This is a genomic window from Streptomyces sp. NPDC041814, from assembly GCF_055590565.1.
Genome location: NZ_JBVJAM010000016.1, coordinates 113,036 through 137,102, shown reverse-complemented (window position 1 = coordinate 137,102; position 24,067 = coordinate 113,036). Strand labels below are relative to the sequence as shown.

The window sequence follows — 24,067 nt, the reverse complement described above, 5'->3', positions numbered from 1 at the left end:
GGAACTGCGTTCGCGGCGTCGTCACCACTGCCGAACGCCCCTCCCGTGAAGGGGAGTCATGGCGGGGCCAGCGGGACCGCCTATCTTCTCGGACATGGATCATCAGGGAGAATTTCGCCGGGCCGCGCTCGAACTGGGCGTACCGGGCGACGAGATCAGCAGGTTCGGCCGGCATCTCCGTCTATCGATCGGGCTCTCCCCCGTGGGTGGTGGTGTGCCGGTCGGGCAGATCGGTGGGCTGCCTCTGCTGCCCGTGGGCATGGAGTGGCCTTCCGCCGAAAATGTTCCGTTGCCGCTGCTCCTCTCCGTCGATTGCGCCGCGCTGCCGGGAGTCGACGGCTTCGACCTGCCGGTGGACGGCACACTGCTCTTCTTCGTGCATCAGCAGCTGGATCAGGAGGACCGTTCCGGAAGGTGCGCGCGCGTCGTGTACGTACCGGTCGGCACCGAAACCGCCGTCGCGGAAGCCCCCGGCCCCGTGTGCGTGCGCGAGCGGCTCGATGTCCGCGCGGAGCTCGGAGCCGAACTGCCCCTGTGGCTCCAGGAGAAGGACGAGGACGAGGACTGGCACGAGTTCTGGGACGACCTCGAATGGGAGGACATGTCGCCCTTCCAGCAGCGACTGGCCCGGTACATGGAGCGCGATCTGCCGCATCTGGACGAACTGCGGGCCCTGGCCCACTATCTCTGGCCGTCCGAAGCCGCCGTCTCCCTCGGTGGGTATGTCGATGACGAGGTGCTCGGCTGCATCGCGGAGCAGACCCTCGCGGGACGCGAGAAGGAAGGGCAGATCCCGGCCATCCCGATCGGGCAATGGCCGTCTCGCCTGGAGGAGGAACGGCACCGACTTGCAGGCGAGTGGATTGCCCTCGCCAGCGAATCCCGGGCCTACGAGGAGTACCGCACGAGTTTCGTCATCCGCCACGACGCCCTGGCCGCCGCCCGGGTGGGCGAGGCGCTGGCCGTAACGGGGTTCGAGGCGCCGTGAGACGCGGCTCAAGTCGCACGGCGGACGTCCGGAAGGAGCACGCCGCAGCCACCGAACGTTTTCCTGCCCAGCCCCACCGCCTATACACCGCGTGTATAACGTGAATGTATAGTCACTGTTATGACCTCCCCGTCCTCCACGCCCGTGGCGACCTCGGCCCACGCCCTCCGGCGTCCCACCGCCGATCGGGACCGCGCGGCCCTCACGGCGGCGCTGTGTGCCGCCACCGGTATCGCGCTCGGCGTCCTGACGAACCTGCTCCAGGGGTGGCTGCCCTGGCCCTGGAGCCAGTTGGCGAACTCCGGCGGGGTGTGGTCGGTGCTCGCGTTCGCCACCGGCGCGGTCCTCGCGGCGCGCGTCGGTGATGTCCGCCGCATCGCCGTCGCCGGTGCGCTCGCGGAGATCGGGCTCGTCGTCGGCTACTACGGTTACGCGGAACTGGGCCGCGGAGGCATGGGGAGCCTCGTCTTCCCTCTGGTCTGGCTGGTCATGGCCTGTGTCGCAGGGCCGCTCTTCGGCACGGCCGGCGCCTGGTCGCGGCGCAGCCCCCGGCTGTGGCGGCGCGTCGGGTCCCTGGGCGCGGTCGGCGGCCTCTTCGGGAGCGAGTGCCTGCACTCCTGGCTGACACTCGGGTACGCCGGCCAGGCCGGCGCCTGTGCCGTAGTCGCCTGCGCGCTGCCCCTTGCGCTGGCCCGCACCTGGCGCGAACGCGGCCTGGGCCTCGCCGCGGCGGTTCTCGCATCGCCGGTGGCCTACGCAGCCGTGTACGGGCTGCTGGACCGGATCTCCGGCTGAGGGCACCCACGGTTTTCCGCAGGTGCCCTTCCACGGAGCCCAGGTCCTGCCGCGTCACGCCTCCGCGTACGGCCGGATCGCCGTGGGCGCGTGGCCCGGTTCCGTCGCCACGTCCTCGAACTCGTTGACCGACGCGATGTCCGAGCCGCTCATCGAGATGTTCGTGACCCGCTCCAGGATCGCTTCGACCACCACCGGGACCCGGTGTTCCGCCGCCAGCTTCTTCGCCTCCTCGAAGGCGGGGAGGAGAGCGTCCGGTTCGGTGACGCGGATGGCCTTGCAGCCCAGGCCCTCGACCACCTTGACGTGGTCCACGCCGTAGACGCCCAGTTCCGGGGAGTTGAGGTTCTCGAACTCCAGGTTGACCTGGAAGTCGATGTCGAAGTTGCGCTGGGCCTGGCGGATCAGGCCGAGGTACGAGTTGTTGACCAGGACGTGCACGTACGGGATGCGGTGCTGGGCGCCCACCGCGAGCTCCTCCAGCATGAACTGGAAGTCGTAATCGCCGGAGAGCGCGACCACGGAGCCGTCGGGGTCGGCCGTCGCGACGCCGAGCGCGGCCGGGATCGTCCAGCCGAGGGGGCCCGCCTGGCCGCAGTTGATCCAGTGGCGCGGCCGGTACACGTGGAGCATCTGGGCGCCCGCGATCTGGGAGAGGCCGATCGTCGTGACGTACCGGGTCTCCGGGCCGAACGCGCGGTTCATCTCCTCGTACACCCGCTGCGGCTTCAGCGGGACGTTGTCGAAGTGCGTACGGCGCTGCAGGGTCGCCCTGCGCTCCTGCGTGGACGCCGCCCAGGCCGAGCGGTCCTTCAGACGGCCGGCCGCCTTCCGCGCACGGGCCACCTCCACGAACAGTTCCAGCGCCGCCTTCGCGTCGGAGACGATCCCGAGGTCAGGGGCGAAGATCTTGCCGATCTGGGTGGGCGCGATGTCCACGTGGACGAACGTGCGGCCCGCCGTGTAGACGTCCAGCTTGCCGGTGTGGCGGTTGGCCCAGCGGTTGCCGATGCCGAGGACGAAGTCGGACTCCAGGAAGTTCGCGTTGCCGTAGCGGTGCGAGGTCTGGAGGCCGACCATGCCGGCGTTCAGCTCGTGGTCGTCGGGGACGATGCCCCAGCCCATCAGGGTCGGAACGACCGGGACGCCGGTCAACTCGGCGAACTCCACCAGGAGTTCCGAGGCGTCGGCGTTGATGATGCCGCCGCCCGCGACGAGCAGCGGGCGCTCGGAGGCGTCGAGCATGTCCAGGGCGCGCTCGATCTGCTTGCGGGTCGCGGCGGGCTTGTGCACCGGCAGCGGCTCGTACAGCTCGGGGTCGAACTCGATCTCTGTGAGCTGCACGTCGATCGGCAGGTCGATGAGGACCGGGCCGGGGCGGCCCGTGCGCATCAGGTGGAACGCCTGCTGGAAGACGCCGGGGACCTGCGCGGCCTCCAGGACGGTGGTGGCGGCCTTGGTGACCGGGGCGGCGATCGAGGCGATGTCGACGGCCTGGAAGTCCTCCTTGTGCAGGACGGCGGTCGGCGCCTGACCGGTGATGCACAGGATCGGGATCGAGTCCGCGATCGCGGAGTACAGGCCGGTGATCATGTCGGTGCCGGCGGGCCCCGACGTACCGATGCAGACGCCGATGTTGCCCGGGCGGGCCCGGGTGTAGCCCTCCGCCATGTGGGAGGCGCCCTCGACGTGGCGGGCGAGCGTGTGGTGGACGCCGCCGGCCGCCTTGAGGGCCGCGTAGAAGGGGTTGATCGCGGCGCCCGGCACACCGAACGCGTTGCTGACGCCTTCGCGCTTGAGGATCTCGACTGCCGCGCGGGCAGCGGTCATACGAGGCATTGAGTGCTCCTGCTCGTCCCTGGGTGGAGTCGGGGATGGAGTCGGGCTCTGTCGCGCCACCTGAGAGCACCAAATCACCGATTCCGCATTGCGGAAAACTTCTTCTGTTATGTGGAAGCAAATCTAGGCCGCGCCCGGACCGCCGTCAAGGGAGGCGGGACGCGCGCGGAGAAGGGCGCCGAGTGGAGCGAATCCGCACCCGGCGGCGGGCTCTTGGGGGAGCATGGAGGGATTACGGAAGTGGTACGGAGGGAGCACGGGGTGGAGTCAGTGCCGGTACGGTGCCCGGCCTGTCGCCGCGACCACGCGTACGTGACCCCCGTCTACCCCTGCCCGTGCGGGGAGCCGACGGCCCCGCCGCTGCTGCGCGGCGCACCCGTCGTCCCGATCACCCATCGCACCTGGAACGACGACTGGGTGACCGTACGGTGCCGGGGCTGCGGGCGGCACGACCAGTGGCCGCAGCCCGAGCTGTGCTGCCCGTGCGGCGCGGTGCTGCGGGTACCGGTGCGACCGGTGGCGTCCGCCGGGGCGGTCCGGCCCGCGCACATACCGCTGCCGCGCACGGCGGCGGCACCCCGTCCGGCGTTCCGCCCGCTGACCATCCGTACAGCGCGGGACGCGGTCGCGGCGGCGGCCCTCTATCTGGCCTGGCTGGGCTTCCGGGACGTGACGCACCCGGTGAACCGGCCGGCGTCGCGGATCGATCTGCGGGCGGTCGGGCTGATCGCCGAGGTCGACTCCACGACGGGGCCGACCGCCCTCCGCGACGTCGAGTGCCTGTGGCTCAACGCGCTCAACGGCTCCGTGCGCGGGGTGCTGTTCTCACTGGCGGGCTACACGCCGGAGGCCCGCGAGCGCGCGGACACCCTGTGTGTGCCGCTGTTCGTGCTGGACCTCACCGGGACGCCGCAGCCGGTGAACGGTGCGGCGGACGAGCTCGTCAGCACCGGCGCCTGACCGCGCCCACGCCACATTTTCGGACACCGGGACCGGGCGGGGTGTCGTACCTCACAGAAACCGCCCGGCCACCCTGCGTGTGATCCGTCACGTTCTGGCCAACGGCTGCCGATCTGCGGTCCGTTGTCAGTGGCGGGCCCTACAGTGGAGCGCATGGTCTTAACTCCACGGACTTCACCACCCTCGGACACGCCCGCGCACGCCCCCGCGCTCCCGAGGCGCTCCGCCCTGGAGGCCAACGAGGCGATCCGCGCGCTCGTGGACGCCCGCGCGGGCCAGGACTGGTCCCCCGTGGAGTCCGCCGCCTACGAGGTGCTGCTCCTCCAGTGGGCGGCGGCGACGCGGGGCGGCACGGGGGACGTGACCGAGGCGGCCTGAGCCGCTAGCGCCCGTAGTTCTCCCGCAGTTCGATCTTGCGGACCTTGCCGCTGACCGTCATCGGGAAGGTCTCCAGGATCTGGAGCAGGCGAGGGACCTTGTAGTGCGCCAACTGCCCCTCGCAGAAGGCCCGTACGTCGTCAAGGGCGGGTGGGTCGGCCGGGTCGGCGGGGATGACGCAGGCCAGCACCTCTTCCCCGTACCGCTCGTCGGGCACGCCGACCACCTGCACGTCGGCGATCTTCGGGTGGCGGTACAGGAACTCCTCGATCTCGCGCGGGTAGATGTTCTCGCCGCCCCGGATGATCACGTCCTTGATGCGGCCGACGATCTGTACGTAGCCGTCCTCGCGCATCACCGCGAGGTCCCCTGTGTGCATCCAGCGCCCCGCGTCGATGGCCTCGGCGGTCCGCTCGGGCTGGTCCCAGTAGCCGAGCATCACGCTGTAGCCGCGGGTGCACAGCTCGCCGGACCGCCCGCGCTCCAGGGTCACGCCGGTCGCCGGGTCGATGACCTTGACCTCGATGTGCGGCATGACGCGGCCGACCGTGCCGGTGCGGCGCTCCAGGTCGTCGTCGCGGCGGGTCTGCGTGGAGACCGGGGAGGTCTCCGTCATGCCGTAGCAGATGGACACCTCGTCCATGTGCATCTCGGCCACCACCCGCTTCATCACCTCGACCGGGCACGGCGACCCGGCCATGATGCCGGTGCGCAGCGAGGACAGGTCGTACGAGGCGAAGTCCGGCAGGTTGAGCTCGGCGATGAACATCGTGGGCACCCCGTACAGCGAGGTGCAGCGCTCCTGCTGCACGGCGCTCAGCACGGCGGCCGGTTCGAACGAGCCGCCGGGGATCACGATGCAGGCGCCGTGCGAGGTGATCCCGAGGTTGCCCATCACCATGCCGAAGCAGTGATAGAAGGGGACGGGCAGGCAGACCCGGTCCTCCTCGGTGTAGGCGACCAGCTCCCCCACGAAGTATCCGTTGTTGAGGATGTTGTGGTGGGAGAGAGTCGCCCCCTTGGGGAATCCGGTGGTGCCGGAGGTGTACTGGATGTTGATCGGGTCGTCGCAGGACAGCGCCGCCTCGCGTTCCGCGAGCTGATCGGTCGTCACCTGGGGCGCGGTGGCAAGGAGTTCGTCCCAGGTCCCGTCACCGATGTAGTGCACCGCGCGCAGGTCCGGGCAGTTGGCGCGGACCTGCTCGACCAGGGCGCGGTAGTCGCTGTTGCGGTGGGCGAGGGTGGCGGCCAGCAGGCTGATCCCGGCCTGCTTCAGCACGTACTCCAGCTCGTGCGCCCGGTAGGCGGGGTTGATGTTCACCATGATCGCGCCGATGCGGGCGGTGGCGTACTGGACGAGCACCCACTCCGGGCAGTTGACCGCCCAGATGCCGACCCGGTCCCCCTTGGCCACGCCCGACGCCATCAGCGCCCGCGCCAGCTCGTCCACGGCCGCGCCGAACTCCGCGTACGTCCAGCGCCGCCCGGACGGTACGTCGACCAGCGCCTCCCGGTCGGGCCAGGCGGCGACGGTCCGGTCCAGGTTGCGCCCGATGGTGTCGCCGAGCAGGGCGGTGGTGCCCGTGCCGTGCGCGTACGAGAGCTCGGTCATGCCAGGTCCCCTTCGGCGTACTCGGTGCCGCCGCCCTGGGCGGTGCGCTCACGCAGCTCGATGCGGCGGATCTTGCCGGAGACGGTCTTGGGCAGCTCCGCGAACTCCAGCCGCCGCACCCGCTTGTACGGGGCGAGCACGGACCGGGAGTGGGCGAAGAGCACCTTGGCGGTGTCCGGTCCGGGCTCCCAGCCCTCGGCGAGCACCACGTACGCCTTCGGGACGGAGAGGCGGACCTCGTCGGGGGCCGGGACGACGGCGGCCTCGACCACCGCCTCGTGCTCCAGCAGGGCGCTCTCCAGCTCGAACGGCGAGATCTTGTAGTCCGAGGACTTGAAGACGTCGTCGGCGCGCCCCACGTAGGTGATGTAGCCGTCCTCATCGCGGGAGCCGATGTCGCCGGTGCGGTAGTAGCCGCCGGCCATCGCCTCGGCCGTGCGCTCCGGGTCCCCGTGGTATCCGGTCATCAGGCCCACCGGGTGCGCCGAAAGGTCGAGCGAGATCTCGCCCTCGGCCGCGCCGGGCTCCCCGCTCACCGGGTCGAGCAGGACCACCCGGAAGCCCGGGCTGGGCCGCCCCATCGAGCCGGGCTTCAGGACCTGGCCGGGGGTGTTGGCGACCTGGACCGCGGTCTCCGTCTGGCCGAAGCCGTCGCGGATGGTGACGCCCCAGGCGCGCCGGACCGCCTCGATGACCTCGGGATTCAGCGGTTCGCCGGCCGCGACGACCTCGCGCGGCGGGGTCTTCAGCTGGGTCAGGTCCGCCTGGATGAGCATGCGCCACACGGTGGGCGGGGCGCAGAAGCTCGTGATGCCGGAGCGGTCCATCTCGGCCATCAGGCGGCCGGCGTCGAAGCGGGTGTAGTTGAAGATGAAGACGGTCGCCTCGGCGCTCCACGGCGCGAAGAGGTTGGACCAGGCGTGCTTGGCCCAGCCGGGCGAGGAGATGTTGAGGTGGACGTCGCCCGGCTTGAGCCCGATCCAGTACATCGTCGCCAAGTGGCCCACGGGGTACGAGACATGGGTGTGCTCGACCAGCTTGGGGCTGGCGGTCGTGCCGGAGGTGAAGTAGAGCATCAGCGGTTCGTCCGCGTCGGTCTCGCGGTCCGGCGTGAAGGTGCGCGGGGCCCCGGCGGCCTCCGCGTAGTCGAGCCATCCCTCGACCGGGGTGCCGACGCAGATCCGGGTGTAGCGGCCGGGCACCTCGTCGAACTTCGCGGTGTCGGTGTCACGGACGAGGACGTGCCGGACCCGGCCGCGCTCGACCCGGTCGCGCAGGTCGGCGGGCCCGAGCAGCGGGGTCGCCGGGATGACGACGGCGCGCAGCTTCATCGCGGCGAGGGCGGTCTCCCACAGCTCGGCCTGGTTGCCGAGCATGACGAGGACGCGGTCGCCCTCGCGCACCCCCTGGGCGCGCAGCCAGTTCGCGGCGCGGTCGGAGCGGGCGGACATCTCGGCGAACGACACCTCGGTGCGGGTGCCGTCCTCCTCCACGATGTGCAGGGCGGTGCGGTCGTTGTCCCTGGCGATGACGTCGAACCAGTCGAGCGCCCAGTTGAAGTGGTCGCTGCGGGGCCAGCGGAAGCCCTCGTAGGCGGCGGCATAGTCCTCGCGGTGCCTGAGCAGGAAGTCCCGGGCCGCCCGGAACGTCTCCGTCGCACTCGTTTCCGGCATGTGCCCTCCTCTTTACCGACCCGGCCGGTCCTTTGACTCCTCACATGATGTAAACAGTGACCCAGGTCTCACCACCCCCGGACGGGGGTGTCGCGGGGCGGCCATTCCATCGGGGGCGGGGCAGAGAGGCGGCAGGGTGCCGGAATCCGTCGAGGCGGTCGAGATGCAAGCGGCGCTGCTGCGGCTGCGCCGGACGAGCGGGCTGCCGGTCGCTTTCGGCGGGCTGCTCTCGGACAGCCGCCACGCCAGGATCGCCGAGGTGAACGGGGCGCGCACGGCCGCACTGCGGGGCCTGGTCATCTCGTCGGGCAGCGGCCTGGGCGGCAAGTCCATGGCCCTGTCCAGGCCGTGCGCGGTGACCGACTACCGCTCCTCGCGCCACATCAGCCACGAATACGACATGGCCGTCGCGGCGGAGGGCCTGCGCTCGGTGGTCGCCGTCCCCGTCGTGGTGCGGCGCGAGGTGCGGGGGGTGCTGTACGGGGCGCTGCGTGAGCCGCTGACGCTCGGGGACCGCACGTTCGACGCGGCGGTGGCCGCCGCCCGTGACGTGGAGCAGGCCCTGGCGGTCCGGGACGAGGTGCGGCGGCTGCTGGCGGCGGGCCGCCCGGAGCCGGACGCCGCTCCCGGGGCGGCGGGGGCCTGGGAGGACGTCCGGGAGGCGCACCGCGAGCTGCGCGCCCTGATGCCGAAGGTGCTGGACCCGGCGCTCCGGGACGAGCTGCTCGCGGTGTGCGGGCGGCTGGCGTCGGCGACGGGCACCCGGGAGCCGGGGGCGCGGGAGGTCCGGCTCGCGCCGCGCGAGATCGATGTGCTGGCGTGCGTGGCCGCGGGCGCCACGAACGCGGTGGCGGCGGACCGGCTGGGGCTGCGCCCGGAGACGGTGAAGGGCTATCTGCGGTCCGCGATGCGGCGGCTGGGCGCGCACACCCGGCTGGAGGCGGTCGTGGCGGCCCGGCGGGCGGGGCTGCTGCCGTAGCCGCGTCCCGTCCGGCGTCCCCCACGCCGTGGGCCCCGACGACGCAGGGCGCGCCCCGCCCCGTGGACCGTCCCCCGCGTCCGCGCCCCCGTCAGCGCCCCAGGTCCACGAACGATCCGAACCGGACCTCGTGCTCCGCGGCCTGCGTCATAGCCGTGATCACGTACGCCGCCTCCTCCGTCACGGCGTCGCGCTCGGCGGGGGTCAGCGGGCGGACCTCCTGGACCGTGACGACGGGCGGGGCCTGGCGCGGGGTGTCCAGCCGCCAGACCGCCGCGAAGAAGCCGTCCACCAGCACGCTGCCATAGGTCTGGTTGCCCACCCCGTTGAGGCCCTTGAGGTCCGCCGGGATGACCCGGGTGCGGTCGGCGTGGCCGAGGAGGACGTTGTCGAACTCGGGCAGGAAACGGGGCGGGGCGGGGGTGTCCTCGGCGGGGCGCGGGGCGTCGGGCAGGTCGAAGAGTTCGACGCCGTTCTCGTCGCGGAAGGTGACGAGCCGGGGCCGCAGCCGCTCGAAGACCTCCTTCATCCGGGTCACCCCGGCCCATGTCTGCATGTCCTTCACCGATGCGGGGCCGAATGCGCCGAGATAGCGCAGCACGGCGCCTTCCGGGTCGGGTGCCGCGTCGGCCGTGCGGCCGAGCCACCGCTCGGCGGTGGTCAGGGTGACGGCGCCGCTGCGGCCCCAGATCCCGCGCGGGGTGACCTGGACCAGCGGCAGCGCGCAGCGGGCGGCGATCGTGAGGGCGAGCGGGTCCGCCTCGGGCCACTCTGCGAGCAGGAGTTCGCGGATCGCCTTGGGGGTGCGCGGCGCCTCCTCGACGTACGCCCTGGTCAGCTCGCGCAGGCGGTCCACGTCCACGCCGGGGAGCCGCTTGCGGAAGGCGGCGAGTTCCCGGTCGAGGGCGGGCTGCGTCAGGGGGCGCAGTCGGAGGGCGTCGTCGGCGGTGTGGGTGTGGATGGTGGAGCGGAGGGTGGGGATGCGGACGACCTCGCGGGACTCCATCAGCGCGGACAGTTCGGCGGGCCGGAAGCCATCGAGCCGGGCCAGGAGCTGGTAGTACGGCGGCTTGGTGTTCTGCGCCTGGAGGCCGACGAGGTGGGTGACCGCGTCCTTCGCGCTCATCGCGGTCCGGTGCAGCAGGAGCTGGCGGTGCAGGGTCGCCCGGCCGAGGGCCCTGGGGGTGAGCACGGGGACGGGGCCTGCACCGGCGGAGGTCTTCTTCTTCACGGCCATGACGGCACGCTACGCGGCCATGAGGTCGGATTCCGTCCTAATAGCCGGCTTCCGGGGCCGCCACGCCCTCCCCCGGCGAAGCCGGGATCGCGGCGGGGCCGCCCGCATGATGGTCCGGTGATCGCCGTCCTGTTCGCCGTCCTGACCGCCCTCAGCAACGGCTCCGCCTCCGTGCTCCAGCGCCGGGCCGCCCTCGACGTGCCGCAGACCGAGGCCATGCGGGTGTCGCTCATCGGCCATCTGCTGCGCCAGAAGGTGTGGCTCGCGGGGATCGCCCTGGTGATCGTCGCCGCCGTCTGCCAGGCCGTCGCGCTGGCCACCGGGCCGATCTCCGTGGTGCAGCCGATCTTCGTGATCGAGCTTCCGGCGACCCTGCTCCTGGCCGGTTTCCTGATGCGGGCACGGCTTCCCCGGACGGTCTGGCTGGGGGTCGCCGCCGTGACGGCGGGGCTGGCCCTCGGGATGGCGACGGCCGCACCGGGCGGCGGCAGCGACAGCGTGCACGGGGCGGCGTGGGTGCCGGCGCTGATCCTGACCGGGGTGGCCGAGGCGCTGCTGATCGCGGGTGCGCTGGCCACCCGGGGCAACGTCCGGGCCGCCCTGCTGGCCACGGCCGCCGCCTGCGCCTACGCACTGACCGCCGCGCTGATGAAGGACGCGATGGCACGGCTCGACACGGGCGGCGCGGGGGCGCTGTTCAGCGCCTGGCAGCTGTACGCCATGGCTGCGGCGGGGGTCGGCGCGCTGTTCCTGCTCCAGAACGCCCTTCAGGCGGGCACGCTCGTCGCCGTGCAGCCGTGTCTGACGCTGGGCGACGCCCTGATCAGCGTCCTGTACGGGGTGACGCTGTTCGGCGAGGAGATCCGCACCGGCTGGTGGGTGCTGCCGGAACTGCTGGCCCTGGGGCTGATCGCGGCGGGGTGCGTGGAGCTGGCGCGGTCGCCGCTGGCCGCCGGGAACCCGGCGGCCCCGCCCCGCGCGCGCCGGGTCGACTGACCGGGCGCACACGGACCGGGGCCGGGCCGTACGCGTACTACTTGCTGATCGCGAAACGCATCAGGGCGTGCTCGTCGCCCTGCTTGATCTTGCCGGTCTCGTTGATCACCTGGAGCTTCCAGCCCGCGCCGACGCGCATGGCCTTCGCCACGGCGCAGCCGTTGTCGTTGGTGAGCAGGCTCGGCCAGATGTCGGCGACCTGCTGGCTGCTGCCGCCCGTGGCGTCGTAGACCTTGATGCTGACGTTGCGCGCGTTCTGGAAGGAGCTGCCCTTCTTGTACGCGGCGGCGACGAAGACGACCGCCGTGACGTTCGGGGGGATCCTGGCGAAGTCGACGGTGACCGTCTCGTCGTCGCCGTCGCCCCTGCCGGTCTGGTTGTCACCGCTGTGGGTCAGCGAGCCGTTGCCCAGCGGGTCGAGGGAGTCCAGGCCGGCCAGCCGCACGGGGTCCGCGCCCTGCATCGCGATGGCGATCAGGTCGAGGTCGGTGCCCTTCTTCTGCTTCAGCTTCCCCAACAGCCCGCCACTGCTGCCGACGGTGGGGTCCCAGGAGACGCCGATGGAAAGGTGGGTCACCCCGTCCAGGTCCGCCGGGCCGTCTTCCTTCTTCAACGTGATCATGCGTGATCCTCTTCGTGGCGAGATTCCTACAGGGTGAGTCTGCCTGGTGTCCTTCCGCTACCCCTCATCAGGGGCAAAATTTCGACCAAGTGTGGGAGGCGCCCGGCCGGATTGTCCTGCCTCGGCATGATGTACGGGTACGTGTCCCGTGATACGGACACGCGAATGACGCCCGGTCCGGGTGGGGGCCGGGCGTCGGTTGTCAGCCGTTCAGGCGGCCTTCTCCGGCACCACCAGAGGGGTTCCCAGGTGCTGGTGGCCGCCGCTGGCGAGCATGCGCACCTCCGCGTGATCGCTTATCTCGGCGCGTACGATGCCGGTCTCGTCCTCGTAGACGGGATGTCCGCCGGCCCCGCTCCGTGCCGTCCGGTGGACGGTGACGGCGTCGTCCTCCACCGCCGAGGACTGGAAGACGAGCTGATAGCTCTCCGGATACTCCATGACGGCCTTTCCAGACGACCATTTCCGGGCAGGCCCCTCGGGGCTCGCCCGGCCTGCACTGTCCATGGTCGCGCAGCCCCGGGCGGAACGCAGGGGCGGGCGCGTCCTGCGGGCCGGGGCGGGGGCTGCCTATGCTGAAGGGGAGCCCCGCCGCGGGAAGGGAAGCGCCATGGACGAGGCCGGTCTGGGCGACGACGTCTATCAGCCCCAGCAGGAGTCGGAGGCATCCGATCCGGTCGAGCAGCTCGACACGGAGGACACCCTGGCCGATCCGGACGTGGACGACGTCCTGGACCGGGGTTATTCGCCTCCCGAGCGCCCCTACGCCGTGGACGACGTGGGCACCACCGCCGCCGAGCAGCACCGGGGCGAGTCCCTGGAGAGCCGGCTCGCGCGCGAGCGGCCCGAGGACGACGGCCCGCCCGGCGACGGGGTGGGCGATGTCGTGGACGGGGACGGCGAGCCCTGGGACGGCGAGGTCGGCACCGTACGCGCCGGGCGGCTCACCCGGGACCTGGACATCGACGAACCGGACAGCACGGCGGGCGAGGACGTCGGGATCGACGGCGCCGCCGCCTCCGCCGAGGAGGCAGCGGTGCATGTCATCGCGGACGAGGCGTAGGAAGGCCCGCTCCCCCTTACCCCGGAGGTAATCGACGCCCCGCGCGGCCTCCGACATCGTGTTCCTCACGAGCACAGCGCTCCCGGCGCACCGGCCGGAAGCCTTATCGGAGGGACCCACGATGACCATGTACGACGACGCCGTGCAGCGCTACTTCGCCGCCTGGAACGCCGGTCCCGACGAGCTGGAGAAGGCCGTCGCCGCCGCCTTCACCGACGACGCCGCGTACACCGACCCGCTGGCCGACGTACGGGGCCACGAGCAGCTGGCGGCCGTCATCGGCGGGGCGCAGCAGCAGTTCCCCGGGTTCGCTTTCCGGCCGGTCGGCGCGGTGGACGGGCATCACTCGCTGGTCCGCTTCGGGTGGGAGCTGGTCGCGCCCGACGGCTCGGCGCCGGTCGCCGGTTTCGACGTGGCCACGCTCGCCGGTGACGGCCGGATCACCTCGGTCAGCGGCTTCCTGGACCGGGTACCGGCCGTCTGATCACGCGAGGGGGCGCGAACTCCGGCGAACGCCGGCTCGGTGAGGTCCGCGCCCCCGCATCGTGAGATGTGCGGATCGCCGCAGCCGCGCTGCGCGGCCGGACCGGCGCAACCCGGTCAAACCATGGCCGCGTCCCGGACAGCACCGTGCGGCACCGAACGTTTTCCGGAATTCACCCCTGATGCCTTGTCATCGCCTGTTCTACGCGCATAGCTTGTGCTCCCTCACCACACTCTGAGGGGCATTCTCCGTGCGCATATCCACCACCCGTTCCGCCCTGCTGGCCGGCGCGGTAGCCGTGACGCTCTCGGCGACCGCGCTGCCCGCCGCCTTCGCGGCCCCGTCCGCGACCGCCGTGATCTCCGAGGTGTACGGGGGCGGCGGGAACTCCGGTGCGACGCTGACCCGTGACTTCATCGAGCTGGCCAACGCCGGTTCGGCCGCGTACGCCCTCGACGGGCTCAGCGTCCAGTACCTGCCGGGCGCCCCGTCGGCGGGCTCGCTGTGGCAGGTGTCCACGCTGACCGGCTCGGTCGCGCCGGGCGGCCGCTATCTCGTCGCGGAGGCGGCGGGCACCGGCGGCACGGTGGCGCTGCCCGCCCCGGACGCCACGGGCACCGTCGCGATGTCCGCCACAGCCGGAACCGTCGCCCTGGTCTCCGGGACGGCACCGCTGACCTGCAAGACGGCCGCCGACTGCGCCGCCGACACCCGCGTCGTGGACCTGGTCGGCTACGGGACCGCGGTCGTCCGGGAGGGCAGCGGACCGGCCAAGGGCACCTCGGCCACCGCCTCCGTGGCGCGGGCGGCCTCGCTCGCGGACACCGACGACAACGCCGCCGACCTGACCGCGGGAACCCCGTCCCCGGTGAACACGGCCGGTGAGACCTCGGGCGGCGGCGAGGACCCGGGCAACCCCACCGAGCCCGGCACCGTGCGCGTCCACGACATCCAGGGCACCACCCGGGTCTCCCCGCTGGACGGCAGGGCGGTCACCGGGGTGCCCGGCGTCGTCACGGCGGTCCGGTCCTCGGGTTCGCGCGGCTTCTGGATCCAGGACACCGCCCCGGACGCCGACCCGCGCACCGGCGAGGGCGTGTTCGTATACACCGGCTCCGCCGCCCCGGCCGTCAAGGTGGGCGACTCGGTGCTGGTGAGCGGCACCGTGGACGAGTACTACCCGTCCTCCACCACCCAGTCGGTCACCGAGATCACCGCCCCCAAGGTCACGGTCCTCTCGTCCGGCAACGCGCTGCCCGCACCGGTGGTGCTGGACGCGAAGGCCGTACCCGAGGAGTACGTGCCCTCGGCCGGGGGCGGTTCGATCGACGCGCTGCCCCTGGAGCCGTCGGCCTACGCGCTGGACCTGTACGAGTCCCTGGAGGGCACCCGGGTCCAGATCGCCGACACCAGGGTCACGGGCGCGACGACCAAGTACCACGAGGTGTGGGTGACCGTCGAGCCGGCGCAGAACCCGACCCGGCGCGGCGGCACGCTCTACGCCTCGTACACCGACCAGAACACCGGCCGGATCAAGGTCATATCGCTGGACCCGGCCGCGCCCGTGCCCACCGCGAACGTGGGCGACGTCCTCACCGGCACCACCTCGGGCGTCCTGGACTACGACTCGTACGGCGGCTACAACCTCCAGGCCACCGCGCTCGGCACGGTCACCGACCACCATCTGCGGCGCGAGGTCACGCGCAAGCAGAAGGGCAAGGAGCTCGCGGTCGCCACGTACAACGTGGAGAACCTCGACGCGCTCGACGACCAGGCGAAGTTCGACACCCTGGCCGAGGGCATCGCAGTCAACCTGTCCTCCCCCGACATCGTGTCGCTGGAGGAGATCCAGGACGACAACGGCGCGGTCAACGACGGCACGGTCGGCTCCGAGGCGACGCTGAAGCGGTTCACGGACGCGATCGTCGCGGCGGGCGGCCCGCGCTACTCGTGGCGCTATGTCGCCCCGCAGGACGGGAAGGACGGCGGCGAGCCCGGCGGCAACATCCGCAACGTCTTCCTGTACAACGCCGAGCGGGTGGACTTCGTGGACCGTCCGGGCGGCGACGCGACGACGCCCGTCGCGGCCGTGAAGACGAAGAAGGGCGTCACGCTGTCGGTGTCGCCGGGCCGGATCGCCCCCGCGAGCGCGGCCTGGGACGACAGCCGCAAGCCGCTGGTCGGCGAGTTCCGCTTCCACGGGAAGTCCGTCTTCGTCGTCGGCAACCACTTCGCGTCCAAGGGCGGCGACCAGCCGCTGCACGGCCGCTACCAGGAGCCGGTGCGCAGCTCGGAGACCAAGCGCGTGCAGCAGGCGGAGGAGGTCAACACCTTCGTCAAGTCGCTGCTCGCGGCGGACAAGTCGGCGCGGGTCGTGGTCCTCGGCGACCTCAACGACTTCGCCTTCTCGCCGACCGTGGGCGCGCTGACCGACGGCAAGGTCCTCAAGCCGCTGATCACCACGCTGCCGGAGGACGAGCAGTACAACTATGTGTACGAGGGCAACTCGCAGACGCTCGACCACATCCTGACGAGCCCGGGCGTGCGCCGCTTCGACTACGACGTGGTGCACATCAACGCGGAGTTCGCCGACCAGGCGAGCGACCACGACCCGCAGATCGTGCGCGTCGACGTGAACGCCCCGGAACACGGGCACGGACAGCGCTGACCCGGCGCCCCCGGGCGGGCGGTCTCAGCCGCCCGCCCGGGGCACGGCGTGGCCCGCCGGGACCGTACGCGGACGCGGCAGCGCGGGCAGCGGCAGCAGCGCCGGGGCGGACTCCAGCGGCCGGTCGGTGACGAAGCGCGCCACCAGGTCCGCCACGTCGTCGGGCCGTTCCAGGACGACCCAGTGGTCCGCGTCGCCGATGGTCAGGAAGCGGCTGCCCTCGATCGTCGCCGCGAAGGCCCGCTGGTGGTGCGGCGAGGTCACGGTGTCGTGCTCCCCGGCGAAGACCAGCGCCGGGACCCCGGTCAGCCCTCCGGAGAAGTCCGGGCTGTGTTCGAGGGACCGGCGCAGTGAGCGCTCGGCGTGCGGGGAGTGCGTGAGGGCGTGCGTGAAGGACCGGCGGACATAGCGCAGGGCCAGCTCCCGGCGGTGGACCGGCCGCTCCGGGTCCAGGCACATCAGCGCCTCGGCGGTCAGGGCGGCGAGCCCTTCCGCGTCCCCGGCCTCCAGCCGTCCGAGACCGCGCCCCCACTCCTCGCGCTGGGCCTCGCTGATGTGCGACGGTACGCCGCCGAGGACCAGGCGTGCGATCCGGCCGGGGTGGCGCCGGGCGCAGCCGAAGGCGATGGACGCGCCGTAGGAGAAGCCGAAGAGATTGAACCGGTCGGCGCCCAGGTCGTCCATGACGCCGGTGACGGCGGCGCACAGCAGGTCGTCCCCGGTGCCGGGCGGCAGCGGGTCGGCGCCGCCCATGCCGGGCAGGTCGAGGGTGATCACGGAGGCGTGCGGGCCGACGTGCTCGTCCATCTGCGGCCAGCCGTGGATGCCCTGGAGGGCGCCGCCGAGGACGACGACCGGTTCGGTGCGGGGCGCGGGGCGCGGCAGGAGGCGGTAGCGGTAGCGGAGCCCGCCGACGGTGAGGGTGCGGATGATTTCTTCGGTCATGAGCTTCGGTCACCTGGTGAGGACGAGGGCGGCGTTGTGGCCCCCGAAGCCGAGCGAGGTCTTGACGGCCGCTTCGAACGCGGCGGGCCTGGCCTCCTTGCTCACCACCTCGACCGGGACGTCCGGGTCGGGGGCGTCGAGATTGGCGGTGGGCGGTACGAGCTGGTGCTGGAGGGCGAGGACGGTGAGCGCGGTCTCGATGCCTCCGGCGGCGCCGAGGGTGTGGCCGGTCATCGCCTTGGTGGAGGTGACGAGGGGGTGCTCGCCGAGGACGCGGCGGAGCATGGCCGTCTCGATCAGGTCGTTGGCGACGGTGGAGGTGCCGTGCGCGTTGACGTGGCCGATGGCGGCGGGGTCGGTCCCGGCGTCCGCGAGGGCGGTGCGCAGCGCGCGTTCGATGCCGAGGCCGTCGGGGTCGGGGGCGACGGCCGAGTAGGCGTCGCTCGCGGAGCCGTAGCCGGTGACGTGGGCGCGGACGGTGGCGCCCCGGGCGCGGGCGTGTTCGGGACGTTCCAGGACGAGGAGCCCCGCGCCCTCGCCGACGACGAAGCCGTCGCGGTGGGTGTCGAAGGGGCGGCAGGCGGCCTGCGGGTCGTCCCGGCGGGTGGAGACGGCCTTCAGGCGGCAGGCGCTGGCGATCAGGAGCCGGGAGCAGACGGACTCGGCGCCACCGGCGACGACGATGTCGCAGGCCCCGGTGCGCAGCATCTGGTGGGCGGTGCCGATGGCGACGGTGCCGGAGGAGCAGGCGGTGGAGACGGCCTGACTGGGGCCGTGGGCGCCGAGGTCGGTGGCGACGCTGCTGGCGGCGCCGTTGACGACGGTGAGCGGGGCGAGCTTGGGCGAGACGCGGCGGGCGCCGCGTTCGGTGAGGGCGGCGTGCTGTTCGTCGTAGAAGGGCAGGCCGCCGTGGGCGGAGCCGATGACGACGGCGACCCGGCCGCTGTCCCAGACGGCGGGGTCCAGGCCCGCGTCGGCGACGGCCTCGCGGGCGGCGATGACGGCGAGGTGCGAGAAGCGGTCCATCAGCCGGTGTGCGGCGACGCCGAGCACGGCCCGGGTGTCGAGTCCGGTCACGCTGTACATGAAGTCGCAGGGCAGCCCGGCCAGTTCGGGCCGGTGCGGCACGCAGGGCGCGGTCGTGGGGTCGTTCACGGCGCGCCAGGTGGCCTCGGCGCCGACGCCCGCCGAGGTGACGAGGCCGATGCCGGTGACGGCCGCGGCGAACGGCGGCAGGCGGTGGGGGGCCGTCACGCGGCGGCCTTGCGGCGCACGGCGTCGACCAGCTGGCCGACGGTGTCCCGCGAGGTGAGCTGGACGTCGTCCAGGTCGACGTCGAGCCGGTCCTCGATGAGGAGCCGCAGCTCCTCCAGCGCCAGCGAGTCCAGCCGGAGCTGCCTGAGCGGCACGTCGGGGCGGATCGCCACGGGGTCGGTTCCGAAGTTCGCCGTCAGCAAGGTGCTGATCTCGTCTGCCGTGCTCATGCTCATCGGGCACTTCTCCGCTGTCGTACGCGGTGACGCCTTGCCGCGTGAGATGTGAGTGCCATCGGGGACGCCGGCCGGTCCGGAGTTCTCTGTTATACGCCCTGTCGGCGGCGGGCCCGGCCCGCGTTCCCCCGTGCGGTGGGCTGCCGTCCAGGTGTACGAATACCGCGCGACGCGCTCATGCCCACGGCCCGTCAACTCCACCGGAGTGCACGCGCTTCGACACGCCCGCAGGCTGATTGTCACACCTGGGGTGGCTCTCTATCGTGAGCAGGCTTTGCGGCCCCCCCTGGCCCCGTCCGCCCTCCCCACAGAGCAGGAGCAGGTATGCCCACCCGCGCCGCCCGCACCCGGACCCGCGCCGCCCTCCTCGCGGCCCTCACCGCCACCGCCCTCGCCGCGACCGGCACCCCCGCCCTCGCGGCGGCGGACCCCGGGCACCCGATGGACCGTGCGTTCACCCGGGCCGCCGGGGCGTTCGACGTACCGCGCGACCTGCTCGCCGCCGTCGGGTACGGCGAGACCCACCTCGACGACCACGCCGGACGCCCCAGCCAGGCGGGCGGCTTCGGCGTGATGCACCTGGTCAGCAACCCGGCGCGGCACACCCTGGAACGCGCCGCCGCCCTCACCGGCGAACCGGTCGCCACCCTGCGCACCGACACCGCCGCCAACATCCTGGGCGGCGCGGCGCTGCTGCGCGGCTACGCGGACGGGCTGGGCCTCGACGCCGCCGACCGCGACGACATCGATGCCTGGTACCCGGCCGTCGTCCGCTACAGCGGTACGCGGGGCACCGCCGCCGCGCTCTACGCGGACTCGGTCTACACCTTCCTGGCCGACGGGCTCGACGCGGTCACCCCGGCCGGCGAGCGGATCACGGTGGCCGGACGGCCGGTCTTCCCGGAGCGGGACGGGGTCCCGGCGGACACCGGGCCCCGGAGCGCCGACTACCCGGCCGCGCTCTGGGTCCCGGCCGACCCGAACAACTACGCCACCGGCCGGACCGCGAAGATCGACAAGATCGTCGTCCACGTCACGCAGGGCTCGTACGCGGGCTCGATCAGCTGGTTCCAGGACCCCGTGTCCGAGGTGAGCGCGCACTACGTGGTGCGGTCATCCGACGGACAGATCACCCAGATGGTGCGGGACGCCGACACCGCGTACCACGCGCGCAGCGCCAACGCCTCGTCGCTGGGCATCGAGCACGAGGGCTTCATCGACGACCCGACCTGGTTCACGGACGCGATGTACCGCTCGTCGGCCGCGCTGACCGCCTCGTTGTGCGACAAGTACGGCATCCCGAAGGACCGGGCGCACATCATCGGGCACAGCGAGGCACCGGGCAACGACCACACGGACCCGGGCCCGTACTGGGACTGGGACCGCTACATGGACCTGGTCACCGGCACCGGGACGGGCTGAGCGGCGGAGTCCCGGGGCGGTCGGTCCCGGGACGTCACCGGTCGGCGCGGTCGTAGCAGAGCTCCACGACCCCGTTGCCGAAGGTCCGGGTGCCGGTGAGGCGGAGGCGCCGCAGGGTCTCCTCCGCCGGGAACATCGGCTTGCCCCGCCCGATGAGGACCGGGTGGATGTAGACGCGGTACTGGTCGATCAGGTCGTGCGCCGCGAAGGAGGCGGCGAGACCGGCGCCGCCGAGGGCGAGGTCGCCGCCGGACCGCTCCTTGAGGGCCCTGACCTCCTCGGGGACGACCTCGCGGACGACGGTGGTGTTCCAGTCGGCGTGGTCCAGCGTCCGTGAGTAGACGTACTTCGGCATGTTCCGCCAGATGACGGCGAACTCGGCCATCGGCCCCGCGTTGGCCGGGTCCTGGTCGGCGGTGGGCCAGAAGCCGGCCATCAGCTGATGGGTGACGCGCCCGTCCAGCATGCCGCCCATACCGGCCAGTTGCTCGTTGAAGTAGCGGTGGAGCTCCTCGTCGACCGTGTGCCAGTCGATGTTCCGGTCCGGGCCCTCGATGAAGCCGTCGAGGGACATCGACATCCAGTAGACGATCTTGCGCATGGGTACCTCACCGGGCGTTCGGGGACGGAGCGGTGAACGCCGCCGACGTTACCGGCGGCGACCCGCCCGTTCTTGACGCCGAGCCGGACCGGCGCGTAGGAGTCGGTCATGAGACTCGGAGAGGCGCGTGCCGCCGCCGCGCACTGGGTGGCCACGCATGCCCGCCCCGCGCCGGACCACCTGGGGGCGTACTTCAGCGGCTCCACGGTCGGGCGGCCGGACGACGCGGAGCTGCCGGTCTCCTCGGACGTGGACGTGGTCGTGGTGACGGCGGGGGCCGAGGCCCCGGCGAAGCCCGGCAAGCTCCTGCACCGGGGCGCGCTGCTGGAGATCACCTACGAACCGTGGTCCCTGCTGGCCGACCCGGAAGCGGTGCTGGGCGCCTACCACCTGGCGGGCGGCTTCCGCCGGGACACCGTCATCGACGACCCCACGGGGCGGCTGCGCGCACTGCACGCGTACGTCGCACCGCGCTTCGCCCGGAGGGACCACGTACGACGGCGATGTCTGGACGCCCGGCACCGCGTCGAGACCCGGCTCGCCGCCCTCGACACCGCGCAGCCCTTCGCCGCCCGGGTGCTGGCCTGGCTCTTCCCGACCGGGGTCACCACGCACGTCCCCCTGGTGGCCGCCCTGCGCAACCCGACCGTCCGGCTGCGCTACCCCGCCGCGCGCGACGTGCTCACCGCCTACGGACAGGAGGCGCTCTACCCCGAGTTGCTGGCGCTGCTGGGCTGTGCCGAGGTGTCCGCGCCGCGCGTCCGGCACCATCTCGCCGAACTGACGCGGACGTTCGACGCCACGGTCCCCGTCGCCCGCACGCCGTTCCCCTTCTCCGGCGACCTCACCGAGCGGGCGCGGCCCGTCGCCGTCGACGGCAGCCGCGAGCTGATCGACCGGGTCGACCACCGGGAGGCGGTGTTCTGGATCCTGGCGACCTTCGCCCGCTGCCACACGGTGCTGGCCGTGGACGCGCCCGCGCTGCACACGGCCCGGCTGCCGGCGTTCCGGGAGGCGGTCGCGGAGCTCACCGGCATCGCGCACACCGGCGACCTGCTCGCCCGGCGCGACGAGGTGCTGCGCTTCGTGCCCCGGCTGTGGACGGTCGCCGAGGAGATCCTCGCCGCCAACCCGGGGGTCGTCGGCTAGCGGCGCACTCTGCTACTTTGCCCGCGTGTTTCCTCCTCGTGCGTAGGACCCCGTCGAGACCGCGCCCGGCGCCCCGGGTGCGGCGCTCCGGTGTCCCCGCATGCCCGTGGCCAGGCCCCGCCGCGCCACCCTTCCGAGGAAGACCATGTCCACTCCTTCGTACGCCGCTGTTCTGCGCGTCCCGCACGCCGCGCGCGCCTTCGCCGCCGCGCTGACCGGGCGACTCTCCTACGGCATCGCCCCGCTCGCTCTGCTGCTCGCCGTCAAGGACGCCACCGGCTCCTACTCGGCCGCCGGGACGGTGATGGCCCTGTTCGGGGCCGCCAGTGTGTTCCTGTCCCCCGCCCGTGCCGGGCTGATCGACCGGCACGGACCGCGCCGCGCCCTGCCGCCGATGGCCGGCCTGTACGCGGTGCTGCTCACCGTCACCGCCCTGGTCACCTGGCGGCCGGGCGCCTCCCCGCTGGTCCTCGGGGTCCTCGCCACGGCGGCGGGGGCCTGCACTCCGCCGCTCGGCCCGGTCATGCGGACGCTGTGGAGCGACCTCGTCCCCGACCGGGAGCTGCTGCGCCGCGCGTACAGCCTCGACGGGGTGGCCGAGGAACTCCTGTACGTCTCCGGACCGTTGCTGGTGGGCGTCGCGGTGACGGTCACCGGGCCCGCCGCCGCCGTACTGGCCGGTGCGGTGCTGATCGCGGCCGGGGCGGGGGCGCTGGTGACCTCGCCCGCCGTGCCGCGCGGGAAGCCGGACCACCGCACCGGGGCGGACGGCACCGCCGGGCCCGGGCTGCGGCTGAGCGCCGTGCCCGCGCTGCGGCGGGCCGTGTTGGTGACGGCGGCCGTGGGGCTCTGCCTCGGGGCGCTGGATCTGCTGGTGGTGGCCCTCACCGAGGCGATGCACCGGGCGTCGGCGGTGTCCTGGGTGCTGGCCGCCCTGTCGGCGACGAGCGCGGCCGGGGGTCTGGCCTACGGGGCGCTGAGGTGGCGGACCCCCCTCGGGGTGCGGCTGCCGGTGATGGCCGCCGGGCTGTCCGGCGCGGTGGCGGCGGCCGGTCTCGCGGGCAACGTGTACGTGCTGACCGCCGTGGTCGGAGCGGCCGGGCTCTTCGTCGCTCCGGCGCTGACGACCGCCTACCTGATCGCGGACGAGTCGGCGGACGCGGCCCGGCGCACCCGGGCGGGCGCCTGGGTCAACACCGCGTTCAACGCGGGCTCGTCGGGCGGCACGGCCGCGGTGGGGCTGCTGGTGGACCGACTGCCGCTCTCCCTGTGCTGCGCGGTGGCGGCGGGCCCGGCGCTGCTGTGCGCGGGGGCGGTCCTGGGCGGCGGTGTCCGGCGCGCCCGCGCCGGGGCGGGCGCGCCGGAGGCGGCGGAGCAGGTCAGCGGAGCTTGATCGCGCCGCCGTCGGCCATCAGGGTCTGACCGGTCATGTAACGGGCGTCGTCGCTCGCCAGGAACGCGATGACGGGCGCGACGTCCGTGCGCGGGTCGCCGAAGCGGCCGAGCGGGACCTTGGCCGCGGAGAGGGCGTACTGCTCGGGGTGGGCCTCGGCCCAGGCGGCGACGCCCGCGGTCTTCGCCATCGGGGAGACCACGTTGACCCGGATCCCGTCTGCGGCCCACTCGTTGGCGACGACCCGGCTCAGTCCGCGGATGGCCTCCTTGCCCGCGGCGTACGACGCCTGGTTGGGCTGGCCGTCGATACCGGCGCCCGAGGCGAAGTTGACGACGGCGCCCCGCGCCTTCCTGAGCTCGGGGTACGCGGCGAGCATGAAGTTGCGCGTGGCGAAGAGCCCCGTGTCCAGGGCGAGCTTCCAGTCGTCGTCGGTCTGCTCGGTGAACGGGCGGACGCGGGAGGCACTGGCGTTGTTCACGAGGACGTCCAGGCCGCCGAAGCGCTCGACGGCCGTGGCGACCGCCCGGTCGGCGACCGCGCGGTCCGAGACGTCGCCCCGCAGGAACGCGACCGCGTCCCCGAGACCCGCCACCAGGGCGTCCCCGGCCTCCTGCTGGAGGTCGACGACCACGACGCGGGCGCCGCGCTCGACGAAGAGCCGGGTGACGGCTTCGCCGATGCCCGAGGCTCCTCCGGTGACGAGGGCGACCTTGTTCTCCAGTGTCATTGCGCTGTTCCTTCGACTCGCTGTGCCGGCCCCCGAACCCAGC

At 72.8% G+C, this 24,067-nt stretch carries 22 protein-coding genes and 1 pseudogene; 12 read left to right on the top strand and 11 right to left on the bottom strand.

The window, feature by feature from the left end; translation table 11 throughout:
- The first annotated feature begins 94 nt into the window (after positions 1-94).
- A complete protein-coding gene (locus ACZ6C6_RS31720) occupies positions 95-988 on the top strand; it encodes a DUF1963 domain-containing protein (protein ID WP_469207842.1) in 894 nt (297 codons plus the stop codon).
- Positions 989-1,108: 120 nt separating this feature from the next.
- Positions 1,109-1,783: a DUF6518 family protein gene (locus tag ACZ6C6_RS31715; protein ID WP_469207840.1), complete on the top strand. Its 675-nt coding sequence runs from the start codon at positions 1,109-1,111 to the stop codon at positions 1,781-1,783.
- 54 nt (positions 1,784-1,837) lie between these two features.
- Here ACZ6C6_RS31715 and gcl read toward each other — a convergent pair whose 3' ends face one another.
- A complete protein-coding gene (gene gcl / locus ACZ6C6_RS31710) occupies positions 1,838-3,622 on the bottom strand; it encodes a glyoxylate carboligase (protein WP_469207838.1) in 1,785 nt (594 codons plus the stop codon).
- Positions 3,623-3,883: 261 nt separating this feature from the next.
- Between gcl and ACZ6C6_RS31705 the strand changes: the two genes are divergently transcribed.
- Positions 3,884-4,582, top strand: coding sequence for a hypothetical protein (locus ACZ6C6_RS31705; protein WP_469207836.1), 699 nt, complete (start codon positions 3,884-3,886; stop codon positions 4,580-4,582).
- Positions 4,583-4,735: 153 nt separating this feature from the next.
- On the top strand, positions 4,736-4,960 hold the full coding sequence (locus ACZ6C6_RS31700) for a hypothetical protein (protein ID WP_164403429.1): 225 nt from the start codon (positions 4,736-4,738) through the stop codon (positions 4,958-4,960).
- A gap of 4 nt (positions 4,961-4,964) precedes the next feature.
- Here ACZ6C6_RS31700 and ACZ6C6_RS31695 read toward each other — a convergent pair whose 3' ends face one another.
- Positions 4,965-6,572, bottom strand: coding sequence for an AMP-binding protein (locus ACZ6C6_RS31695; protein WP_469207834.1), 1,608 nt, complete (start codon positions 6,570-6,572; stop codon positions 4,965-4,967).
- Positions 6,569-8,245, bottom strand: coding sequence for an AMP-binding protein (locus ACZ6C6_RS31690; protein WP_469207832.1), 1,677 nt, complete (start codon positions 8,243-8,245; stop codon positions 6,569-6,571). The genes ACZ6C6_RS31695 and ACZ6C6_RS31690 overlap by 4 nt, the downstream gene beginning before the upstream one ends.
- A gap of 136 nt (positions 8,246-8,381) precedes the next feature.
- Here ACZ6C6_RS31690 and ACZ6C6_RS31685 point away from each other — a divergent pair, with 136 nt between their 5' ends.
- The gene (locus tag ACZ6C6_RS31685) at positions 8,382-9,224 is read left to right on the top strand and encodes a helix-turn-helix transcriptional regulator (protein ID WP_469207830.1); all 843 of its coding nucleotides are present in this window, start codon (positions 8,382-8,384) and stop codon (positions 9,222-9,224) included.
- A 91-nt stretch (positions 9,225-9,315) separates the two neighbouring features.
- Here ACZ6C6_RS31685 and ACZ6C6_RS31680 read toward each other — a convergent pair whose 3' ends face one another.
- Positions 9,316-10,461 carry a winged helix DNA-binding domain-containing protein gene (locus ACZ6C6_RS31680; protein WP_469207828.1) on the bottom strand — a complete coding sequence of 382 codons (1,146 nt, stop codon included), beginning with the start codon at positions 10,459-10,461 and terminating at the stop codon, positions 9,316-9,318.
- A 117-nt stretch (positions 10,462-10,578) separates the two neighbouring features.
- Here ACZ6C6_RS31680 and ACZ6C6_RS31675 point away from each other — a divergent pair, with 117 nt between their 5' ends.
- Positions 10,579-11,457: a DMT family transporter gene (locus tag ACZ6C6_RS31675; RefSeq protein WP_469207826.1), complete on the top strand. Its 879-nt coding sequence runs from the start codon at positions 10,579-10,581 to the stop codon at positions 11,455-11,457.
- A gap of 37 nt (positions 11,458-11,494) precedes the next feature.
- Here the strand turns inward: ACZ6C6_RS31675 and ACZ6C6_RS31670 are convergent, their stop codons facing one another.
- Positions 11,495-12,079: a TerD family protein gene (locus tag ACZ6C6_RS31670; protein ID WP_469207825.1), complete on the bottom strand. Its 585-nt coding sequence runs from the start codon at positions 12,077-12,079 to the stop codon at positions 11,495-11,497.
- Between the two features lie 210 nt (positions 12,080-12,289).
- The gene (locus ACZ6C6_RS31665) at positions 12,290-12,520 is read right to left on the bottom strand and encodes a DUF6296 family protein (protein ID WP_469207823.1); all 231 of its coding nucleotides are present in this window, start codon (positions 12,518-12,520) and stop codon (positions 12,290-12,292) included.
- Between the two features lie 169 nt (positions 12,521-12,689).
- On the opposite strand from ACZ6C6_RS31665, the gene ACZ6C6_RS31660 reads away from it, so the two are divergent.
- From ACZ6C6_RS31660 to ACZ6C6_RS31650, 3 genes are all read left to right on the top strand, one after another.
- On the top strand, positions 12,690-13,142 hold the full coding sequence (locus tag ACZ6C6_RS31660) for a DUF5709 domain-containing protein (protein WP_469207821.1): 453 nt from the start codon (positions 12,690-12,692) through the stop codon (positions 13,140-13,142).
- Between the two features lie 121 nt (positions 13,143-13,263).
- On the top strand, positions 13,264-13,626 hold the full coding sequence (locus ACZ6C6_RS31655) for a nuclear transport factor 2 family protein (RefSeq protein WP_469207819.1): 363 nt from the start codon (positions 13,264-13,266) through the stop codon (positions 13,624-13,626).
- Between the two features lie 250 nt (positions 13,627-13,876).
- Complete coding sequence (locus tag ACZ6C6_RS31650; protein WP_469207817.1) at positions 13,877-16,294, top strand: endonuclease/exonuclease/phosphatase family protein; 2,418 nt, start codon at positions 13,877-13,879, stop codon at positions 16,292-16,294.
- 24 nt (positions 16,295-16,318) lie between these two features.
- Here the strand turns inward: ACZ6C6_RS31650 and ACZ6C6_RS31645 are convergent, their stop codons facing one another.
- From ACZ6C6_RS31645 to ACZ6C6_RS31635, 3 genes are read right to left on the bottom strand one after another with little or no spacing between them, the layout of a single operon-like run.
- The gene (locus tag ACZ6C6_RS31645) at positions 16,319-17,239 is read right to left on the bottom strand and encodes an alpha/beta fold hydrolase (protein ID WP_469207815.1); all 921 of its coding nucleotides are present in this window, start codon (positions 17,237-17,239) and stop codon (positions 16,319-16,321) included.
- Between the two features lie 9 nt (positions 17,240-17,248).
- Entirely contained in the window at positions 17,249-18,493 is a 1,245-nt protein-coding gene (locus ACZ6C6_RS31640) for a beta-ketoacyl-[acyl-carrier-protein] synthase family protein (protein WP_469207813.1), read from the bottom strand.
- A complete protein-coding gene (locus ACZ6C6_RS31635) occupies positions 18,490-18,723 on the bottom strand; it encodes a phosphopantetheine-binding protein (RefSeq protein WP_026171182.1) in 234 nt (77 codons plus the stop codon). The genes ACZ6C6_RS31640 and ACZ6C6_RS31635 overlap by 4 nt, the downstream gene beginning before the upstream one ends.
- Positions 18,724-19,053: 330 nt before the next feature.
- Between ACZ6C6_RS31635 and ACZ6C6_RS31630 the strand changes: the two are divergent.
- Positions 19,054-20,148: pseudogene (locus tag ACZ6C6_RS31630) on the top strand (N-acetylmuramoyl-L-alanine amidase); the annotation flags it as partial.
- 37 nt (positions 20,149-20,185) lie between these two features.
- Here ACZ6C6_RS31630 and ACZ6C6_RS31625 read toward each other — a convergent pair.
- Complete coding sequence (locus tag ACZ6C6_RS31625) at positions 20,186-20,752, bottom strand: dihydrofolate reductase family protein (RefSeq protein ID WP_469207811.1); 567 nt, start codon at positions 20,750-20,752, stop codon at positions 20,186-20,188.
- Positions 20,753-20,860: 108 nt separating this feature from the next.
- Here ACZ6C6_RS31625 and ACZ6C6_RS31620 point away from each other — a divergent pair, with 108 nt between their 5' ends.
- The gene (locus ACZ6C6_RS31620) at positions 20,861-21,901 is read left to right on the top strand and encodes a hypothetical protein (RefSeq protein WP_469207809.1); all 1,041 of its coding nucleotides are present in this window, start codon (positions 20,861-20,863) and stop codon (positions 21,899-21,901) included.
- Between the two features lie 145 nt (positions 21,902-22,046).
- Positions 22,047-23,294 (top strand): MFS transporter, encoded by a 1,248-nt coding sequence (locus tag ACZ6C6_RS31615; RefSeq protein ID WP_469207807.1) that lies wholly within the window; start codon positions 22,047-22,049, stop codon positions 23,292-23,294.
- Here the strand turns inward: ACZ6C6_RS31615 and ACZ6C6_RS31610 are convergent.
- Positions 23,281-24,024 (bottom strand): SDR family NAD(P)-dependent oxidoreductase, encoded by a 744-nt coding sequence (locus ACZ6C6_RS31610; RefSeq protein WP_469207805.1) that lies wholly within the window; start codon positions 24,022-24,024, stop codon positions 23,281-23,283. The genes ACZ6C6_RS31615 and ACZ6C6_RS31610 overlap by 14 nt on opposite strands.
- Positions 24,025-24,067: the final 43 nt, after the last annotated feature.

What these genes read in the sequence shown, in the direction of transcription:
- ACZ6C6_RS31645 (WP_469207815.1), bottom strand. Translation starts at nt 17,239, where the DNA reads ATGACCGAAGAAATCATCCGCACCCTCACCGTCGGCGGGCTCCGCTAC.
- ACZ6C6_RS31720 (WP_469207842.1), top strand. Translation starts at nt 95, where the DNA reads ATGGATCATCAGGGAGAATTTCGCCGGGCCGCGCTCGAACTGGGCGTA.
- ACZ6C6_RS31635 (WP_026171182.1), bottom strand. Translation starts at nt 18,723, where the DNA reads ATGAGCACGGCAGACGAGATCAGCACCTTGCTGACGGCGAACTTCGGA.
- ACZ6C6_RS31665 (WP_469207823.1), bottom strand. Translation starts at nt 12,520, where the DNA reads ATGGAGTATCCGGAGAGCTATCAGCTCGTCTTCCAGTCCTCGGCGGTG.
- ACZ6C6_RS31715 (WP_469207840.1), top strand. Translation starts at nt 1,109, where the DNA reads ATGACCTCCCCGTCCTCCACGCCCGTGGCGACCTCGGCCCACGCCCTC.
- gcl (WP_469207838.1), bottom strand. Translation starts at nt 3,622, where the DNA reads ATGCCTCGTATGACCGCTGCCCGCGCGGCAGTCGAGATCCTCAAGCGC.
- ACZ6C6_RS31620 (WP_469207809.1), top strand. Translation starts at nt 20,861, where the DNA reads ATGAGACTCGGAGAGGCGCGTGCCGCCGCCGCGCACTGGGTGGCCACG.
- ACZ6C6_RS31670 (WP_469207825.1), bottom strand. Translation starts at nt 12,079, where the DNA reads ATGATCACGTTGAAGAAGGAAGACGGCCCGGCGGACCTGGACGGGGTG.
- ACZ6C6_RS31690 (WP_469207832.1), bottom strand. Translation starts at nt 8,245, where the DNA reads ATGCCGGAAACGAGTGCGACGGAGACGTTCCGGGCGGCCCGGGACTTC.
- ACZ6C6_RS31615 (WP_469207807.1), top strand. Translation starts at nt 22,047, where the DNA reads ATGTCCACTCCTTCGTACGCCGCTGTTCTGCGCGTCCCGCACGCCGCG.
- ACZ6C6_RS31680 (WP_469207828.1), bottom strand. Translation starts at nt 10,461, where the DNA reads ATGGCCGTGAAGAAGAAGACCTCCGCCGGTGCAGGCCCCGTCCCCGTG.
- ACZ6C6_RS31660 (WP_469207821.1), top strand. Translation starts at nt 12,690, where the DNA reads ATGGACGAGGCCGGTCTGGGCGACGACGTCTATCAGCCCCAGCAGGAG.
- ACZ6C6_RS31610 (WP_469207805.1), bottom strand. Translation starts at nt 24,024, where the DNA reads ATGACACTGGAGAACAAGGTCGCCCTCGTCACCGGAGGAGCCTCGGGC.
- ACZ6C6_RS31695 (WP_469207834.1), bottom strand. Translation starts at nt 6,572, where the DNA reads ATGACCGAGCTCTCGTACGCGCACGGCACGGGCACCACCGCCCTGCTC.
- ACZ6C6_RS31700 (WP_164403429.1), top strand. Translation starts at nt 4,736, where the DNA reads ATGGTCTTAACTCCACGGACTTCACCACCCTCGGACACGCCCGCGCAC.
- ACZ6C6_RS31625 (WP_469207811.1), bottom strand. Translation starts at nt 20,752, where the DNA reads ATGCGCAAGATCGTCTACTGGATGTCGATGTCCCTCGACGGCTTCATC.
- ACZ6C6_RS31655 (WP_469207819.1), top strand. Translation starts at nt 13,264, where the DNA reads ATGACCATGTACGACGACGCCGTGCAGCGCTACTTCGCCGCCTGGAAC.